At 38.1% G+C, this 18,031-nt stretch carries 20 protein-coding genes and 2 tRNA genes; 13 read left to right on the forward strand and 9 right to left on the reverse strand.

Annotation, left to right across the window (positions count from 1 at the left end; all coding sequences use genetic code 11):
* Positions 1 to 45 precede the first annotated feature (45 nt).
* Both prmA and ACNFU2_RS19105 read left to right on the forward strand, forming a co-directional pair.
* Positions 46 to 873 (forward strand): 50S ribosomal protein L11 methyltransferase, encoded by an 828-nt coding sequence (gene prmA, locus ACNFU2_RS19100; RefSeq protein WP_172276514.1) that lies wholly within the window; start codon positions 46 to 48, stop codon positions 871 to 873.
* 17 nt (positions 874 to 890) lie between these two features.
* Positions 891 to 1,727 (forward strand): SH3 domain-containing protein, encoded by an 837-nt coding sequence (locus tag ACNFU2_RS19105; protein WP_306611113.1) that lies wholly within the window; start codon positions 891 to 893, stop codon positions 1,725 to 1,727.
* A 75-nt stretch (positions 1,728 to 1,802) separates the two neighbouring features.
* On the opposite strand, the gene ACNFU2_RS19110 is transcribed toward ACNFU2_RS19105, so the two are convergent.
* From ACNFU2_RS19110 to ACNFU2_RS19120, 3 genes are all read right to left on the reverse strand, one after another.
* Positions 1,803 to 2,627 carry a 5'-nucleotidase, lipoprotein e(P4) family gene (locus ACNFU2_RS19110; RefSeq protein ID WP_418122729.1) on the reverse strand — a complete coding sequence of 275 codons (825 nt, stop codon included), beginning with the start codon at positions 2,625 to 2,627 and terminating at the stop codon, positions 1,803 to 1,805.
* A 286-nt stretch (positions 2,628 to 2,913) separates the two neighbouring features.
* Positions 2,914 to 2,987, reverse strand: a tRNA-Arg gene (locus ACNFU2_RS19115).
* A 9-nt stretch (positions 2,988 to 2,996) separates the two neighbouring features.
* A tRNA-Pro gene (locus tag ACNFU2_RS19120) sits at positions 2,997 to 3,071 on the reverse strand.
* A 349-nt stretch (positions 3,072 to 3,420) separates the two neighbouring features.
* On the opposite strand from ACNFU2_RS19120, the gene ACNFU2_RS19125 reads away from it, so the two are divergent.
* The 10 genes from ACNFU2_RS19125 to ACNFU2_RS19170 are packed head-to-tail and all read left to right on the forward strand — an operon-like array spanning position 3,421 to position 11,836.
* Positions 3,421 to 4,209 (forward strand): sulfite exporter TauE/SafE family protein, encoded by a 789-nt coding sequence (locus tag ACNFU2_RS19125; protein WP_273650894.1) that lies wholly within the window; start codon positions 3,421 to 3,423, stop codon positions 4,207 to 4,209.
* A 16-nt stretch (positions 4,210 to 4,225) separates the two neighbouring features.
* Complete coding sequence (locus tag ACNFU2_RS19130) at positions 4,226 to 4,468, forward strand: MoaD/ThiS family protein (protein ID WP_273650895.1); 243 nt, start codon at positions 4,226 to 4,228, stop codon at positions 4,466 to 4,468.
* A gap of 5 nt (positions 4,469 to 4,473) precedes the next feature.
* Positions 4,474 to 4,890 carry a molybdenum cofactor biosynthesis protein MoaE gene (locus ACNFU2_RS19135; protein WP_172276526.1) on the forward strand — a complete coding sequence of 139 codons (417 nt, stop codon included), beginning with the start codon at positions 4,474 to 4,476 and terminating at the stop codon, positions 4,888 to 4,890.
* 45 nt (positions 4,891 to 4,935) lie between these two features.
* Positions 4,936 to 5,811, forward strand: coding sequence for a formate dehydrogenase accessory sulfurtransferase FdhD (gene fdhD, locus ACNFU2_RS19140; RefSeq protein ID WP_306611117.1), 876 nt, complete (start codon positions 4,936 to 4,938; stop codon positions 5,809 to 5,811).
* Complete coding sequence (locus tag ACNFU2_RS19145; RefSeq protein ID WP_273650897.1) at positions 5,808 to 6,158, forward strand: DUF7009 family protein; 351 nt, start codon at positions 5,808 to 5,810, stop codon at positions 6,156 to 6,158. Before fdhD ends, ACNFU2_RS19145 begins: the two co-directional genes overlap by 4 nt.
* A 27-nt stretch (positions 6,159 to 6,185) precedes the next feature.
* Positions 6,186 to 8,579 (forward strand): FdhF/YdeP family oxidoreductase, encoded by a 2,394-nt coding sequence (locus ACNFU2_RS19150; RefSeq protein WP_306611119.1) that lies wholly within the window; start codon positions 6,186 to 6,188, stop codon positions 8,577 to 8,579.
* A gap of 37 nt (positions 8,580 to 8,616) precedes the next feature.
* A complete protein-coding gene (locus ACNFU2_RS19155; protein ID WP_418122733.1) occupies positions 8,617 to 9,105 on the forward strand; it encodes a molybdopterin-dependent oxidoreductase in 489 nt (162 codons plus the stop codon).
* A gap of 6 nt (positions 9,106 to 9,111) precedes the next feature.
* Positions 9,112 to 10,353 carry an OFA family MFS transporter gene (locus tag ACNFU2_RS19160; RefSeq protein WP_273650901.1) on the forward strand — a complete coding sequence of 414 codons (1,242 nt, stop codon included), beginning with the start codon at positions 9,112 to 9,114 and terminating at the stop codon, positions 10,351 to 10,353.
* Positions 10,353 to 11,270 carry a bestrophin family protein gene (locus ACNFU2_RS19165; RefSeq protein WP_172276544.1) on the forward strand — a complete coding sequence of 306 codons (918 nt, stop codon included), beginning with the start codon at positions 10,353 to 10,355 and terminating at the stop codon, positions 11,268 to 11,270. The genes ACNFU2_RS19160 and ACNFU2_RS19165 overlap by 1 nt, the downstream gene beginning before the upstream one ends.
* A 20-nt stretch (positions 11,271 to 11,290) precedes the next feature.
* The gene (locus tag ACNFU2_RS19170; protein ID WP_172276547.1) at positions 11,291 to 11,836 is read left to right on the forward strand and encodes a DUF488 family protein; all 546 of its coding nucleotides are present in this window, start codon (positions 11,291 to 11,293) and stop codon (positions 11,834 to 11,836) included.
* Between the two features lie 8 nt (positions 11,837 to 11,844).
* On the opposite strand, the gene ACNFU2_RS19175 is transcribed toward ACNFU2_RS19170, so the two are convergent.
* The 5 genes from ACNFU2_RS19175 to moaA are packed head-to-tail and all read right to left on the reverse strand — an operon-like array spanning position 11,845 to position 16,160.
* Positions 11,845 to 12,885 carry a HesA/MoeB/ThiF family protein gene (locus ACNFU2_RS19175; RefSeq protein ID WP_172276550.1) on the reverse strand — a complete coding sequence of 347 codons (1,041 nt, stop codon included), beginning with the start codon at positions 12,883 to 12,885 and terminating at the stop codon, positions 11,845 to 11,847.
* Positions 12,886 to 12,903: 18 nt separating this feature from the next.
* Positions 12,904 to 13,506, reverse strand: a complete 603-nt coding sequence (locus ACNFU2_RS19180) for an NTP transferase domain-containing protein (RefSeq protein ID WP_172276553.1) — start codon at positions 13,504 to 13,506, stop codon at positions 12,904 to 12,906.
* Positions 13,487 to 13,963: a cyclic pyranopterin monophosphate synthase MoaC gene (gene moaC, locus ACNFU2_RS19185; RefSeq protein ID WP_273650902.1), complete on the reverse strand. Its 477-nt coding sequence runs from the start codon at positions 13,961 to 13,963 to the stop codon at positions 13,487 to 13,489. The genes ACNFU2_RS19180 and moaC overlap by 20 nt, the downstream gene beginning before the upstream one ends.
* 8 nt (positions 13,964 to 13,971) lie before the next feature.
* Positions 13,972 to 15,171 carry a molybdopterin molybdotransferase MoeA gene (locus ACNFU2_RS19190; protein WP_273650903.1) on the reverse strand — a complete coding sequence of 400 codons (1,200 nt, stop codon included), beginning with the start codon at positions 15,169 to 15,171 and terminating at the stop codon, positions 13,972 to 13,974.
* Between the two features lie 2 nt (positions 15,172 to 15,173).
* Positions 15,174 to 16,160 carry a GTP 3',8-cyclase MoaA gene (gene moaA, locus ACNFU2_RS19195; RefSeq protein ID WP_418122737.1) on the reverse strand — a complete coding sequence of 329 codons (987 nt, stop codon included), beginning with the start codon at positions 16,158 to 16,160 and terminating at the stop codon, positions 15,174 to 15,176.
* A 160-nt stretch (positions 16,161 to 16,320) separates the two neighbouring features.
* On the opposite strand from moaA, the gene ACNFU2_RS19200 reads away from it, so the two are divergent.
* Complete coding sequence (locus ACNFU2_RS19200; protein WP_418122739.1) at positions 16,321 to 17,157, forward strand: helix-turn-helix domain-containing protein; 837 nt, start codon at positions 16,321 to 16,323, stop codon at positions 17,155 to 17,157.
* Between the two features lie 61 nt (positions 17,158 to 17,218).
* Here ACNFU2_RS19200 and ACNFU2_RS19205 read toward each other — a convergent pair whose 3' ends face one another.
* Positions 17,219 to 17,953, reverse strand: coding sequence for an SDR family NAD(P)-dependent oxidoreductase (locus ACNFU2_RS19205; protein WP_172276565.1), 735 nt, complete (start codon positions 17,951 to 17,953; stop codon positions 17,219 to 17,221).
* Positions 17,954 to 18,031 lie beyond the last annotated feature (78 nt).

Here is an 18,031-nt window from a genome sequence, read left to right on the forward strand (position 1 = left end):
CGGGTTTTAACCCGCTTTTCTTTATTTTTGTACCAAATTGATCACATGCAAAATTATTTAGAATTCAACTTCAGAATTTCTCCGCTTCAACCATGGAATGAAATATTAATGGCAGAGCTTATCGAAATAGGCTTCGACAGTTTTACGGAAGAATTGGAAGGGATTCTGGGTTATATCCAGAAAGATTTATTTAATGAAAATGAATTGAAGGCACTGCCTCTTTTTGAAAATGAAAATGTAACAATTGAATATACTTTCCAGGAAATGCCAAACATCAACTGGAATGAGGAATGGGAGAAAAATTTCTCACCCATTAATATTGATGATAAAGTCTTGATCAGAGCTGAATTTCATGATTCCGTACCCGGAATGCATGAAATCATTATCCAGCCTAAAATGTCTTTCGGAACCGGACATCATCCTACAACCCATCTCATGATCCAGCAAATGATGGATATTGACTTTCATGGTAAAAAGGTTTTGGATATGGGCTGCGGAACTTCAGTATTGGCTATTTATGCAAAGCAACAGGGAGCTGATGATGTGAAAGCTATTGATATTGATGAATGGTCTGTTGAAAATTCTAAAGAAAATGCTGAAAGAAATAATGTTGTCCTTGATATTGAGCAGGGAACCGCAGAGAATCTAGGAAAAGAGCATTATGATGTTATCTTGGCGAATATCAACCGTAACATTTTGATTTCAGATATTCCTACTTATGTTTCTGTTTTAAATAACGGGGGTAAATTATTGCTGTCAGGATTGTGCTTCTTCGATGTAGATGATATTCTTGAAGTATGTAAGGCAAATAACCTTGAGTTAAAAAAACAGCTGCAGAGAGAAGAGTGGGTAAGCTTATTGCTTGAAAAATAAGAATATAAAATTATTGTATGAAATCTCTTTTCACTGTTTTATTTTTGGGTCTTCTGCAGTTCTTTTCAGCACAGGAGGAGGAATACCCTTACGGGGTTTTTAATTTTCAGGAAAATAAAACACAAAAAATATTTACCGATTGGACGAGGGTAAGGCAAGAGCCTAAAGTAGATGCACAAATTCTCGACTCTTTGCAAACCAATCAGCAGATTCTTATTCTTAAGAAAGAAGAAATTGTTTTAAAATTAGGAGAAAGGTCTTCCAACTGGTATAAAATATCCTATCAGAAGGGAGAACATGTTGCTGAAGGGTACATCTGGGGCGGAAATCTTTGTGTAGGATACAGAAATAAAAACGGATATGATTTTCTTTTTGGTCTTTCAAAAACTGAAAACAGAAAGGATAAAAGATCAGGGGAAAATTTTAAACAAAATATAGCCAGTATTAAAGTGCTTGAAGGTAATACCCTTGTAGATGAGGTTTTCTTTAATACAGGACGTGGGGAAGAATTGAGCTATGGAAATTTTACCTTAGAAAGCAACCATAAACTGCAAAATGTAGAGCTTACCCTAAAAGCTGCGGTTTCCGGGGAAGCGTGTGGTATTGCCAGCTACGATCAATATGTATTGTTTAAAGATAAAAAGTTAATTGCATTGCCGCAGCTGATGAATGTTGGAGATGCCGATGTTTATTATCACAGTGAAAATTTTATATTTCCCAATGATAAAGGAGGAGCCCCTAATAGTATTATCTTCAAAATGGAGGAAATGGAAAAGGATGAAAAAGACAGGGAAAAGAAAAAATATTCCTCAAAAACTTATCTCTGGAATGGAACTTCTTACCAACTAAAATAAAAATCCCGCTGGTTTACAGCGGGATTTTTTGTTGTTTATCGGTATAGATAAAACTGTAAAAAAGATTTTCTTATTTTAAGGAGTAGTTTTTACTGCATTATACATCATTGAGGCTTTCTGCTGGTCAGTATAATCATATTTGTAGTTATAAAATGAAGATTCCCAATCACCATAACCAACATTAGGAATGATAATGAATTTTTTTCCGAAATCCTTTGCTGAATTCTTTACTGCAGCAGACCTTTCTGTTTCTGATTTTTTGTCGAATATGCCGGAGAAGTCAGAAAGATTATCTCCCAACAATAAAACAATATTATAATCTTTAGCAATATCAGCTCTTCGGTTTTCTTTACTGCTCTCCTTTGCACGGAGGATAAGGTTAGTATCATTTTGAAGCGGGAAATTGTATTTTTTCAGGTTTTTTACTGTTCCTGCACGTTCCTGCTCCAAACGATTGGTTACATAAAATACCTGAACACCCTTGTCAGCGGCATATTGGTAAAATTCCTGAGAGCCCGTAAGCGGTTTTGCAATTCCCTTAGCGGTCCATTCCTCCCAGGTAGCCTGGTCATAACCCTTTCCCATCTTAGAACGTTCAACGGCATAATAAGAATTATCTAAAAAAGTCTCATCAATATCTGAAACAATAGCTAAAGGTTTTTCCGATTTTTGTAGTAAAGCTTCATCCAAACGGAGCCTGGCTATATTATATGCCTGGAGACAAAGTGCTTCGTATTCTGCTGCCCGTTGCTGATAAAACGCAGCGTATATTTTTCCGTCACGCCCAAGATTTTGATAAGGACCGTCCTGGACAGAAACGTTTGAAACCGGAGCTGCTGTTTTGCAAGATAATACCAACACAAACAAACAGTTTGCGATAATGAATTTAAAATTTTTCATTGAATTAATATAGAGAAAACAAATTTAGGGTTTATTGGTTTTTGCTGCAATTAAATGGATGGATTGCCCGATAAAATATTTGTCTCTTTGAAAATTTTAGAAGGTTAAGTAGTATGTAATCAGTGTTTTTATGACATAAAAATATGGTGAATATAGAGCACAAAAAAACTCAGGATTCGAACCTTTGACCGTCCCGATTGAAATCGGGATGCTCTATCCTTTGTTGTGTATTAATTGAAATTATAGGACACAAAAAAACTCACAATTTTCATTGTGAGTCTTAAAGTGAGCGCGAAAGGATTCGAACCTTTGACCGTCTGCTTAGAAGGCAGATGCTCTATCCAGCTGAGCTACGCACCCTTGAAAAAGTCGGGGCGGCAGGATTCGAACCTGCGACCTCCTGGTCCCAAACCAGGCGCGATGACCGGACTACGCTACGCCCCGATTAAAGGTCATCTGAAACGAATTTTACCTCGTTTTTTGTGGGTGCAAATATATAGAGTTTTTTTGAATTATAAAAATAAAAATCAATAAAATATTTTTTAATTAAACGAAAGACTTGCTATAAGGCTTTTAATCATTATGTTAAATGTATAAGGGATTTTTTGTTTTGCAATGCAGGTCAATCAAATTACTTTTATATGGTAAGTATGGTTAATATTTATTAAATGTAAAAAATGGACAAAATCATCTGCTCACAAAACAATCAATACATTAAATAAACAATTTACAACATTCTTCTCACAAATTGTAGCAGAAACTTTATGTAACAACCGTGGATGGCGCCTTAAAAATGAGTATTATTGTAAGAAAATTAATTTCTGCAAAATATATGGGGCATTGGGAGATCTTTTTGTTTTTTTTAATCATCGCTTTCATTTATTCTTCCGTGGGTTTTGGCGGAGGATCCAGTTATCTTGCAGTTCTTGCCATGTATAACCTTCCTTACCAGGAAATACGCTTAACGGCACTTATTTGTAATGTTATTGTGGTCATTGGAGGGGTATTCATTTACATCAGAAATAACCAGACGGACTGGAGGAAAATAATACCGCTTACCATTGTAAGTGTTCCTATGGCATTCCTGGGAGCGGTTTTAAAAATAAGCCAGGAAACCTTTTTTCTGATATTAGGGATTACATTAATCATTGCGGCATTGTTGCTTTGGATAAGAACAGATTTAAAAAATGGAGAAGATCACCCGGAACGTACGGGCACTTCTCTATTCAAAAACGGACTTCTGGGAGGTGGAATAGGATTTTTATCTGGATTGGTAGGCATTGGTGGGGGAATTTTTCTTTCCCCTCTCTTAAACCTTATGAAATGGGATACTCCACGAAAAATTGCAGCAACATCAAGTGTTTTCATCCTGGTTAATTCAGTGTCAGGGATTTTCGGACAGTTATCCAAACTCTCTGCCGATATGGATTATTTCAGAATTCTGAGTTTATGTTTTGCCGTATTTATCGGTGGACAGGTAGGTTCCAGAATGTCCCTTAAATGGAATCCTTTGGTCATCAAAAGAATGACCGCTATTTTGATACTGGTGGCCGGGATAAATGTTTTAATAAAATATTGGTAAAAAGCTAAATGTAAAAATGATAATTAAAATATTAGCATTCGGAATAACGAAAGATATTTTCGGAGGTTCAGAAAAAAAAATAGAAATAAATGAAGGAGCAAGCGTCAAAGTACTCAAGGAATTTCTGGAGAAAGCTTTTCCGGAGCTTAAAAAATTAAAATCCTATTTTATTGCCATTGACGATGAATATGCGGAGGACAATCAGATCATTGAAGTCTCTAACGAAATAGCAATAATCCCTCCGGTAAGCGGAGGGTAACACTTATGGTTGATATTAAAATAACAGAAAATATACTGGATCTTACAAATTGCTTTACCCTTGCTTCCGATCCTGCATGCGGAGGGATTGCGTCATTTGTAGGAACGGTAAGAAATCATACGAAAGGCCAGGCTGTCATCCGTTTGGAATATGAATGTTACGAATCTATGGCGGTTAAAGAGATGCGGAAAATAGCAGATGAAGCTATTTCCTTATTTTCGGTAAAAAATATTGTAATTCATCACCGTACAGGAATTTTATTTCCTGGTGATGCAGCAGTGATAATCGTGGTGAGCGATGGTCACCGGAATACTGTTTTTGATGCGTGCAGCTATATTATTGAAAATATAAAAAAAACGGTTCCCATCTGGAAAAAAGAAATTTTTGATAATGGAGAAGAGTGGGTTTCAGCGCACCCGTAATTTGAGGAATAAAATTTTGTATCTTTAAGTATCAATTATTAAATTATGAAAGCCCATCTGTTATCAAATAAATCGGTAAAGCAGATAGAAATCGTCAAAGTTAAGGACAACAGCAGTTTCCAATATACGGATGATGTTTCTGTTGAGGAACCTTTAGAAATAAGGGTGGTCTATCATTTAGCAGATAAAAAAGAATCGAGGAATATATCTGTAACAATGAGAACACCTGGTAATGATGCAGAGCTGGCTGCTGGCTTTTTATTTACGGAAGGGATTATCTTTGACCGTAAACAAATTGAAAGCATATACGCTCCTCAGGCAGAATGTGCCAGGAACAGCGAAAATATTATCATTGTTGAACTTGCAGAAGGTTTTATTCCTGACCTTATGCATGCTGACAGGAACTTTTATACTACTTCCAGCTGTGGGGTTTGTGGAAAAGGATCCATAGAATCTATAAGAACAGTGAGTTCTTTTCATAACCAGACAAAAGAAAATATAGAGGTTTCTCTGGAAACCTTGTATCAATTATCTGAAAAGCTACAGTCTTTCCAGAATAATTTTAGTACTACAGGCGGTATACATGCCTCCGGTATCTTTGACCGGGAAGGTAACCTTCTGGCGTTGCGTGAAGATGTGGGAAGACATAATGCTTTGGATAAACTCATCGGTCATGCATTATCAGCAGGGCTTCTGCCGCTTCATGATAAAATTTTGGTGTTGAGTGGAAGAGCCAGTTTTGAGCTTATTCAGAAAGCGGCAATGGCCGGTATTTCCATTGTTGCAGCAATAGGAGCTCCTTCCAGCCTTGCGGTAGATCTGGCAAAAGAATTTGATATCACTTTATTAGGCTTTCTCCGGGACAACCGGTTTAATATTTACCATTCCGGCAGCCATTTTAAAATTGAAAATGTATTATGAAAATAAGAATTAAAGATAACTCGTTGAGATTTCGTCTTACCCAATCCGAAGTGGCAAAATTGGGAGAAGACGGAATGATCTCCAGCTTTACGGAATTTGTGGACCGTCCGTTTATTTACTCTATCGAAAGAACAGAAGATGTGGATCTCTCGGCGGCTTTCATTGAAAACAGGATTGTTCTGAAAATGCCGGCAACAATGATTACGGAATGGATTTCCACGGATAGAGTCGGTTTTGAAGGGCAGACCGGAAAAATCAAACTCTTGATAGAAAAAGATTTTGTATGTATTGATAATACAGTGGAAGACCAAAGTGACAATTATCCCAACCCGAACATAAAATGCTAATTTTTCATCTTTTTAAATGTAGAAATCATGGAAAACAAAGATATATTCAATAAAAAAGAGGACAGCAGATTGCCATCTGCAGAACCACCTTATAAACTGCTGGATCTGAAGCTGAAACCGCCAAAAGCATGGGCAGCAGGAGTTCCTGCAGTTGTTCATTCATTGGATCAGTTGGTGCTGAATGCCTCTGTTCTTCGTGGAGGGAGAGCTCTTTTCAGTATGAATCAGTTTGATGGTTTCGATTGTCCAAGCTGTGCGTGGCCAGACCCGGATGACGAACGTTCCAGATTGGGTGAATATTGTGAAAACGGGGCAAAAGCCTTAGCAGAAGAAGCGACTTCAAAAAAGATCGGGGCTGACTTTTTCAAAGAAAACTCGGTATATGATTTGGCAAAGATGACAGATTTTGAAATCAGCCAGTTGGGAAGAATAGCGGAGCCTATGTATCTGCCTAAAGGAGGAACGCATTATCAGCCAATCAGCTGGGATAATGCTTTTAAGAAAATCTCTGAAAAACTAAACGCTCTGGACTCACCCGACGAAGCCATATTTTACACATCCGGAAGAACAAGTAATGAAGCAACATGGGTTTACCAGTTGTTTGCCAGAGAATTCGGAACCAATAATTTTCCGGACTGTTCTAATATGTGCCATGAAACTTCCGGTTATGCTCTATCAAGAAGTATAGGTATTGGAAAAGGAACCGTAAAGTTGGAAGACTTCTACGACACGGATCTTATCATAATCATAGGGCAGAATCCCGGGACCAATTCACCAAGAATGCTCTCCGCCCTAACTAAAGGAAAGAAAAACGGAGCAAAAATTATGGCTGTCAATCCGCTTCCCGAAGCCGGATTAAAAGGATTCAAAAATCCTCAGGATGTTCGGGCTCTGCTCAATAAACCATATGAATTGTCAGATCTGTATCTTCCTGTTAGGATTAATGGAGATATGGCGCTTTTAAAAGCACTGCAAATTCTTGTGCTGGAAGAAGAAGCTAAAAATCCGGGAAAAGTTCTTGACCAGGATTTTATAGCGAACAAAACCGCCGGATTTAATGAATTGGTTGAGGAATTAAAAAAATATGATCTCAACTTTTTATCGGAAGAATGTGGTATTCCGGTTGAGAGCTTGAGAGAAGCTGCACAAATGATTGCCTCAAAAAAAAGGATTATCATTTGTTGGGGAATGGGAATTACACAGCAGCATAATGGTGTGGAAATGATTTACAATATTGTGAATCTCCTATTGATGAAAGGAAGTATAGGAATTCAGGGTGGAGGTGCGTGTCCGGTTAGAGGGCATAGCAATGTTCAGGGTAACAGGACGTTACTTATTAACCATCATCCAACAAAGGAACAATTGGATAGGCTGCAGGAATATTACGGCTTTGAAGTACCAAGAAAAGGTGGATATGATGTTGTAAATGCACTCAAAGCGATGCATGAAGGTAAAGTGAAATTTATGTTCTGCATGGGAGGTAATTTTCTTTCTGCTGCACCAGATACCACTTTTACAGCAGAAGCGATGCGCAGTCTTGAAATGTCTGTGATTGTTTCAGTAAAATTAAATAGAAACCACCTTATCCATGGGAAGGAAGCCTTGATCTTACCGGTCATCTCCAGAAGTGAAAAAGATATGATCAATGGGGAACTTCAGCATGTAAGCACAGAAAATTCAATGGGTGTCGTGGAATGGTCAAGAGGGGTTCTCGATCCTATTTCAAAAAACCTGATCAATGAAACCCATGTTGCCTGCAGAATGGCGAAAGCGGTGTTAGGGGAACGCTCAGTTGTGGATTGGGATAAGTTTATTAACAGCTATGATGCCGTTCGTCACGATATTGAGCAATGTATTCCCGGATTTGAAAATTATAACAAAAGGGTAGTACAAAAAGGAGGCTTCTATCTTCCGAACGGACCAAGAGATGGTGTTTTCAACAGTGAATTTTACCCAGGGAAAGCGGCTTTCAATATTACCGCTGTACCGGATAATTCGCTTGCAGATGACGAATATCTGATGGGAACAACCAGAACACATGATCAGTTCAATACGGTTGTTTATGGTTTAAATGACCGTTACCGCGGGATCTTCAATGAAAGGAGGGTTGTGATGATGAATGAAAAAGATATTGAAAAGGCAGGCCTCAAAGAAGGTGATCATGTAGATCTTTTCAACTATGATGATGGTATCGAAAGGATCGCACCGCTTTTTATTGTCGTAAAATATCCTATTCCACAAAAAAGCACCATGACCTATTTCCCGGAAACCAATGTTTTGGTGTCCATCAATAATGTAGTTAACGGAGCCAATATGCCGGCTTCCAAATATGTCCGCATTAAAATCCGGAAACATGATCCCGATATTTTTAAAAAGATTGATGACCATGTGATTGCTGCAGCCGGAACAAGTGTGGAGTAATGTTTAAAATACTTTATTGTTTAAACAGATTATAATCATGAGAAGACTGTTTTTTGTTTTCATATTTTCTTTTTGTGGATTGCTATCGGCTCAGACGGCATTTCAATTAAAAGTTTCAGGTGAAGTTGCCCATCCTTTGGATTTAAGCTTATCCGATCTTTCAAAAATGCCCCGAAAAGATGCTGTACTGAGGGATAAAGACGGAAGCTCCCATACCTTTACAGGAGTCCCTGTCATGGAAGTTTTGGAAGGGGCAGGGATTCCGTCCGGAAAAGCACTTCATGGAGCCGAAAACCTTTCAAAATATGTACTGATAAAATGTTCGGATGGTTATCAGGTTTTATTTTCACTGGCAGAGCTGGACGCTTCCATTCAGGATAAAAATGTCATTATTGCAGATACTGTAGATGGGAAACCTTTGTCAAAGGAAAAAGGTCCCCTCAGGATTATTGCGGAAGGGGAAAAGAAGCCGGCAAGAAGTTCTTATCAGGTTAGAGAAATTTTTATTAGTTCAATAAAAAATTAATTGTAAATGGACTCATCGAAACTTAAAAATCGTTGGCTGATTGCTGCTTCTGCAGTCGGTATTCATATTTCTATAGGCTCTGTGTATGCCTATTCTGTAATGACAAATCCTGTGGGGGAGATTTTTAAGATAGATGAAGGAACCATAAAGTGGGCATTTAAAATTGCCATTCTATTACTTGGTTTATCCGCAGCGTTTATGGGCACCTGGGTAGAAAAAGTAGGGCCTAAAAAAAGTGGAACTGTTGCGGGAATTTTTTACGGAGTGGGAATCTTAGGTTCCGGGCTGGCCGTACAACTTGTATCCCTGCCCTTATTTTTGATCAGCTATGGATTCATAGGGGGTATAGGATTAGGAATTGGATACATAACACCGGTAAGCACCCTGGTAAAATGGTTTCCGGACAGACGTGGCCTGGCAACAGGAATGGCGATAATGGGATTTGGTTTTTCAGCTTTGATATTTGGTCCCCTGATGCAAATTTTATTTGAAAAAGTAGGTGTTTCTAATGCTTTTTATATTTTGGGAAGTATTTATCTGGTTGTGATTCTTTTGTCTTCAAGTTACATAGAAAAACCGCCGGAAGGTTATTTGCCAAAAGGGTTTAATCCTTCCGAAAGTAAGACCGCAACAAATGATATAGCCTATATAGATGCAAAAACTGCATTGAAGACAAAACGATTCTATTATATCTGGATCATTATGTTTATTAACATTACCTGTGGTATTGCAATTATTGCGGCAGCGAGTCCGATGACTCAGGAGAAACTTCATTATACCGCTTTGCAGGCAGCTGCAGTTGTGGGTTTAATTGGCGTATTCAACGGGATTGGAAGATTGCTTTGGTCTGGTTTATCAGATTACCTGGGAAGGGCTAATACCTATATTTTATTTTTTGTATTTCAGATTTTAGCTTATTATTTCTTACCTCAAATTTCCATAGAAATTTTATTTCTTGCTATTCTCTTTACCGTTATCACAATGTACGGTGGAGGTTTCGCTACACTTCCTGCATTTCTGGGAGACTTATTTGGTACAAAACAATTAGGTGCAATACATGGATTTGTGCTTACAGCCTGGGCATTAGCAGGGGTAGCCGGTCCCTCGATATATGATTATGTTAAAAAACAGACAGGATCCCTAACGACTACCTTAGAGGTTTTTTCAGGAATGTTCGTGATCGCACTTATTGTTTCGGTTCTGATGAAAATGAATATTAATCAATTGAAAAAAGAAAGACAAAAATAATGATCATAAGAAAAAAAGAACATTGGTTCAGAATGCTTTTTGTGTGGCACGGCTCTGTTTTGCCTGCATTGCTTCCCCGGTTGGGATTGCTTTTAATTCTTTCTTTATTGGTCACTTATTTTCATGGAATCATTTTCTCTTTTAAAGTTCCGTTAAATCCTGCACCACTTACCTTGTTCGGTTTCGTACTGGCTTTATTCCTGGGATTCAGGAACAATGCCAGCTATGATAGGTTCTGGGAAGGAAGAAAGCTGTGGGGCGCTCTGCTGAATACTTCCAGGGCACTGACCCGCCAGGCCATCACGCTGAAAAATATAAAGGAAGATCAGGATTCAGTTCACAATTTTGTGCAGTTGCTGGGTGCATTTGTTTTTGCACTGAAACATCAGCTGAGAGGAACGGACGCTTATGAAGATTTAAAATCCAGGCTTAACGAAGATCAGCTGAAACTTGTTGCCGCATCAAAATATAAACCGGCTGTTATTATGCGCCTTCTTGCAGAATGGGTTCAGAAGCTAAAAGACGAAGGGGGAATGGATTCTATCCAGCAGGCGCGTTTTGATGAAAACTTTGATAAGCTTTCTGATATCTTAGGAGGTTGTGAAAGAATAATTTCTACCCCTATTCCATACAGCTACAGGGTTTTACTGCACCGGACTGTATATATATACTGTTTTCTGTTGCCTTTCGGACTTGTAGATTCTCTCGGATGGTTTACCCCTCTTATTGTTGTATTTGTTGCGTATACATTTGTTGCATTTGAAGCGATAGCGGATGAAATCGAGGAGCCGTTCGGAACAGATGCGAATGATTTAGCTCTTAACAGCATGTGTATCATGATTGACGAGACCATTCATGAGATGGTGGGAGAACATATTGCTGTTTCCAGAAAGAATACCCAGAATATTATTGATTGATCCCTTTTCAAAAGACAGGTATGGAAGCTTCAGAAAAGAAATTGATTTATACAGTTGGACATTCTGTTCATTCATTAGAATACTTTATTGAAATACTTAATTCGTTTAAGATTGAGATGCTGGTTGATATCCGGCGGTTTCCGGGATCAAAAAGATATCCATGGTTTAATAGAGAAAATTTGGAAATACACCTACGCGAAAATAGTATAGGATATGCTCATCTTGAAGAATTGGGAGGAAGGAGAAAGGTACAGCCGGATTCAATAAACAGTCGGTGGCGGAATGAATCTTTCCGTGGGTACGCCGATTATATGCAAACCGGAAAATTTGTAGCGGCTATAGAAAAACTTGAAGATATTGCTAGGGAAAAAATTACGGCTTTTATGTGTTCGGAAGCGGTATGGTGGAGCTGCCACAGGGCTATGGTGTCAGATTATCTTAAAGCAAAGGGCTGGAAAGTCGAGCATATAGTGAATGTCGGCAAAACAGAAGAACATCCTTACACTTCACCGGCAAGAATAAGTGATGGCAAAGTTTTTTATTCCGACGAAAGTTTATTTGATTAGTTTTTGTTTTATCGGTGTATTTTGTGAATACCGTCTTTTAAAGAAAACACTTCCTTCTCAGGAAAAAGATTTTTAATTTTCCTCACTGCTTCTGCGCTGCGTTTTCCGGATAGGCAATAAGCTAAAATAGGCCGGGTAAGCCCGGAAATATATTCTGAATGATGTTGTAGCTCATGTACAGCTATATTGACTCCTCCAATATTAAACTCTTTATGCTCTTCTAGGGTACGGACATCTATGATTTCAAAGTGATCTTTATCCTGCATCAACTGTTCAAATGTGATGATCTCAACTGTCTGAGATAAGCTTGTAATGGGTACGGCAAGTTTTCTTAATTTAATAATTTGGGTTTTGCCGTTCAGCACATTCATCATCCAGAGTTTTCCTGCCAATAAATCTTCAGGATTTGTAAAATATTTTATAGCTTCATTTGCCTGCATGCATCCCACAATTCCTGCCAGTGTAGGAAGTACACCTCCTTCTCTGCAGTTGGGAACCTGTGATTCTTCTGCATTAGGAAAAACATCGCGGTAATTGGGTGAGTATGTACCGTCTTTCTGCATAACATTCCATATGCTTACCTGGCCTTCATATTGGTAAATAGCACCATAAACCAAAGGTTTTCCGGTTAATACACAAGCGTCGTTCAGCAAGCATTTTGTTTCAAAATTATCTGTTCCTTCAATAATCAGATCAAAATCAGAAATTAAATCCATGACATTTTCGGAAGTTACCCGAAAATTAAAAGGAGTGATTTTCACTGATGGATTTTGTTGCTGTAATTTTTTGGTGGCAATGTCAACTTTTGATTTCCCGATATCATCCGGAGTATACAAAATCTGGCGGTGCAGGTTGCTTTCAGAAACAATATCGTCATCTGCAAGACCAATCGTTCCTATACCAGAAGCAGCAAGATACTGTGCTGAAGGACATCCAAGTCCTCCCATGCCCACGATGAGAACTTTAGCATTTTTAAGGAGTTCCTGAGAAGCTGTCCCAAATCCGGGTAAAGCCATCTGGCAATGATAACGTTCAAGAGAGGTATTCATATCAGCCTTTAGTTAAATTTATTTTCTTAAAATCTCCTGTGCTTTTGCCTTGTCTTCAGGAGTATTTACATTCATTAAAGAATCCGGGTTATCTGGTTTCAGGATTAACGTATCACTGTTAATAAGAACTTTTCTTGGACAGGTATTTCCTGATCCTAAAAAATTCAGAAGCAGAGGATAGCTTTTAGGTTCCCAGATCGTAATTAATGGTTCGGGTAGTCCGTCAAAAGGGCTTTCGTAGGTTGTTGCCGCTTTTTCAGGGTTTCTGGATTGTATCAGAAATTCTAATGCATTTTTATCCAGCAAAGGAAGATCGCAGGCTACTACCAGCCATGCTTTTTCTCTCTGGGAGCGCAATGCCGAAAGTATTCCTCCAAAAGGGCCCATGTCCAGAAAAGTATCGGTAAGGGCGTTGTAATCACTATTAAAATTTTCCAGCTGGTCCTGTCTGCAGGAAATAAAGACTTCCTCACAAAATGGAGCTAAAAGATCAGCCGCATAATACCTCTGCTCTTTGCCATGCCAGTTGATTTTATCTTTAGGATTTCCCATTCGCCGGCTTTTTCCTCCTGCCAGTACCAGCCCGTTGAGTCTGGGGAAATCAGTCTCTTTTGAAATCATTTTTTCCTCCTGTTTTTTCGATGAGTTGTATTTCTTTGATCGTAATATCATGGCTCATTGCTTTGCACATGTCATAGATGGTAAGTGCTGCCACAGATGCCCCTGTCAGGGCTTCCATTTCGATGCCGGTCTTAGCTTCAATCTCAGCAGTACAGTAGATTTCAATTTCATTCTGAGAATTGATTTCAATATCTATTTCACAATTATCCATACCAATAGGATGGCACAGCGGGATAAGGTCACCTGTTTTTTTTGCGGCCATTATCCCTGCAATGATGGCAGTTTGAAACACAGAACCTTTTTTAGTTTTAAAGTCATCCTTTTGAAGCGCTTCCAGAATATTTTCAGGAATTACCACAATAGCTTTGGCGGTTGCTTTCCTGTGGGTAACTTTTTTATCACCCACATTCACCATACCTGGTTGTTCCTTTTCGTTAAGATGTGAAAAATTTGTCATGAGTACAATTAAAAATTATATTTCCAGATGGTATAGACTTCGCCTTTCTTAAATTCATTTTTTTCCAGAGGAAGTTCTATAAATGCATGGGTCTCTGCAAGATGGGAGAAATCTCCGGAACCATTGGTATTCACTGATTCTGCAATTACTTGTCCCGATCGATTCACACTGAGTTTTATCTGGGCAAAATATTGCAATGGAAAAGGAAAGTCTATATCATTTTGTAAAACGGCATACCGTACTGTTTCCGGGATTTCTAAAGATTTTTCCAGCCAGGGAATAAAATACCGATGTAGGCACATAAATACGGAAACCGGATTTCCCGGGAATGCAAAAATTAATTTTTCGTTCCGGCTTTTTCCAAACCAGAATGGTTTTCCTGGTCTTTGCTTTATTTTGTGAAAAAGTTTTTCGATTCCCAGTTCTTCACAAGCCTTGGGCAGATAATCGAATTTTCCCATAGAAACTCCGCCACTCATTAGTAAAATATCGTAACGGTCAATACATTGGGAAAGTTCCTTTTTTATGAGTTCAAGATCATCATTCCAATGCAGCCAGTCAGCACTGATCCTATATTTTTCCAAAACAGATTGTATGGTAATTCCATTGGAACGTCTTAGCTGAAATGGAGTAGGGGTTATGTCAGGTGACACCATTTCGTCTCCTGTGGAAATAATAGCCACCCTCGGAAGCTTTTTCACTTTCAGAAATGTCTTTCCGACGGACGCGGCAATCCCGAGAATAGACGGTGTTATAACCTGATTGGCTTTTACCAGTATCTCTCCCACTTTTTTATCCCTTCCTTTCAGGTGGATATTCTGCCCTTTTTTTACATCAATATTGATGTTTGCCACATTGTTTTTGATCAGGATATCTTCATAACGAATCACGGTGTCCATTGAAGAATGCAATGCAGCACCGGTCATAATTTCGACGCAGTTATTTTCTTCATCAATAAAAACCGGAGCTTCACCCGCTGCCTGTACAGCTTTGATGGTAAAGTTGCGCACTCCTTTTTCATAGGATTTGAAACTGATTGCAATTCCATCCACCGTAGGTCTGTCAAAAGGTGGTAAATCACGATCTGCCAAAATATCCTCTGCTAAAATTCTTCCCAAGGCATTTTCATAGGAAATATCTTCTGTTCCGAAATCTCTTATCTGCGAAGAGATAATGTTTTCTGCCTGCTGTACACTGATCATTTCCATAATTATCCTCCTATAGTTGCCATTGACTGATGTATTTGTGATGCGGTCAGACTCAGTTTTTGAGCTTCCCAACCGTCCTTTGGTTTTTGGTGTATGCTGCTGATAATTATATTTTTCAGCTCTTCATCTGTTTTTCCCATACGGATTTCATCCTTCAGATTAATACCGCCCCCTTCATACAAACAGGTTCTCAGAATACCGGAAGGGGTGATTCTTATCCTGTTGCAGTCTCCGCAAAATGAACGGGTATAAGCTGCAATAATCCCTATACCTCCGTCAAAACCAGGAATCTTATAATTATATGATGTTGAACTTTTAGGATCAACTGTCTTTTGGATGTCAGGAAAATGATCTTTTATATAGCTATGAATTTTTGTAAAGTTCCAATTCAGGGAAACATCTGTTTCGCTGCCATTAAAAGGCATCTCTTCAATAAAGCGCACCTCTACCGGAAGACCTTTTGTAAGCAGAACCAACGGAATAATATCTTCGGTATTTTGTCCTTCCATTACCACGGTATTGATTTTTACTTTTATATCATGCTGTAGTAAACTATCTAAAGTTTTCATTACCTTATCAAAACTATTTCTCCGGGTAATTTTAAAAAAACGGTCCCTATCCATTGTATCAAGACTTAGATTGACAGATTTTATTCCGTATTGTTTAAGCTGCGGAATATATGGCTCGGTGAGAAGGCCATTAGTGGTTATGCTGAGATCAGTAAGTCCGTTTAATTGTGATATATTTTTGATGAGGTCAATAGAGTTTTTTCTGACAAATGGTTCTCCTCCCGTTATTCTGATTTTATCTACTCCCATGGCTGTAAATACCGAACAGATCCTCAGCATTTCTTCATCGGTCATTAATTCATTCTGCTTAATCCAGGTAAGACCTTTTTCCGGCATGCAATACGTGCACCGGAGATTACACCGGTCTACAATAGCAAGCCTTAGATAGTTGATATTCCTTCCAAATTTATCTGTCAACATTTTAAATAAAATAAGTCTTATTACAAATATACTGAATGTTTCCCTTCGGAAAGGGAAATTCTATAATTGCAGATAATAGGCCATATTTATTTCACAATTCCGGATATAGATTCTTATTCATATCTATTTTAAGTAACTTTATCCGTCATTAAAATAGAAAATGTCACACGATAATTTTAAAACATTAAAAGATCAGATTAAAGATGTGTATGTTGTGTATCAGGATACAATAAGTTCTTCCGAACTTAATCGTTTTCCCGATCATTCTTTTACAATTATACTTTTAGATGACTGTGAAAAAGGGAATTGTGTTACCGACATAGATACCTATATTTTAAATTCCCGGCAATTATTTGTTCACCTTCCCAATAGAAAATACATATGGGATCTGCCTTCAAATGCAAGTGGCAGAAGATTGATCATTAATGACTCTATTCTTGAAACATTTTCTCCGACATTAAAACATACTTTTTCCCCTCACAGTACCTATGAAATGATCCAGTCAAACGAGGAAGCTTATGAAAAGTTCAGTATGGAATTTGATGCCATCCGTAAAGAGATACATTCGGAAATGGTATTTCCTGAACTTATTAATGCAAGGGTGAGGCTTTTGGCTCTGATGATCAATCTTTGGATAGAGCAGATGTATGGAAAATCTGCATTGAGTGACCATAATAACCCTGCTTTCCGGTTCCATGAACTGGTCGAAACCTATTACAAAACACAAAAAAGTGTAGCTTTTTATGCTGAAAAGCTATGTATTACGCCCAATTATCTAGGTGTTCTATGCAGGAAACAGTATAAAATATCTCCATTGGAATTTATAAAGCAAAGAATAGTATTGGAAGCAAAGAAATTATTACACAGTTCAAATAAATCAATCAAAGAAATAGCTTTTGAGCTTGGGTTTAATAATTTCTCTCATTTTTCATATTTTTTCAGAACACAGACAGGCTGGACTCCGAAGAATTATAGAATAACAATGGATAAGAGTTAAGTTTAATAATCTATTTAATTAAATAAAACGGCATCTTTAAAGGATGCCGTTTGCTATTTTATTATCTGCGAATGGTTACTCCTCCGTCTACGGACAGGTACGAACCCGAAATATAAGACGCTTCTTTTGAGGCCAGGAAAACAATAGCATTGGCTATTTCTTCAGCTTCCCCGATTCGTTTCAGCGGAACCGCTGCTGCGATAGCATTTTTAATATCCTCAGGTGTTTGATGATTCATCGGGGTATCAGTTAATCCCGGAGCTACGGTATTGACTCGGATTTTTCTGTCTGCCAATTCTGTTGCTGCTGTACGGGCAATAGCATCAACGGCACTTTTTGTTGCAGCATAAGCTCCCATTTGTGCATATCCACTGACTGAAACTCCGGAAGAGATCAGGATTATGGAAGCTCCTTCTGCTAAATGCGGAATTAGTTTTTGCAAAGTAAAGAATAAGCCTTTTACATTGATGTTGAACAAATCATCAAAAACTTCTTCAGTCGTTTCTTCAATGGAGTGTTGTTTCGCTATACCTGCGTTCAGCACAAGTACATCAATTTTATTTCCGCTTTCCGCAACTTCTTTTGCCAACGTTTCAATGTCTGGTATTTTCGAAATATCCGACGCGAGGGTTTTTAAATTTTGGCTATTAATTTTTAGTGATGCTGCATTCAGGCTATCACTATTTCTTCCTGTTATTAAAACGTTTGCTCCTTTTGTGATAAATGTTTGGGCAGTTGCCAATCCAATTCCTGCGCTTCCGCCGGTGATTATTATATTTTTATTTTTAAAATCCATTTTTTAAATTTTGAATGATTGGAAAATTAATTTTAAGTCTAAGACTTTTTTGTGTTTGAAATCGATTTCTTTAACGAT

Source organism: Chryseobacterium sp. PTM-20240506, from assembly GCF_048296755.1.
GTDB classification, from domain to species: domain Bacteria; phylum Bacteroidota; class Bacteroidia; order Flavobacteriales; family Weeksellaceae; genus Chryseobacterium; species Chryseobacterium proteolyticum.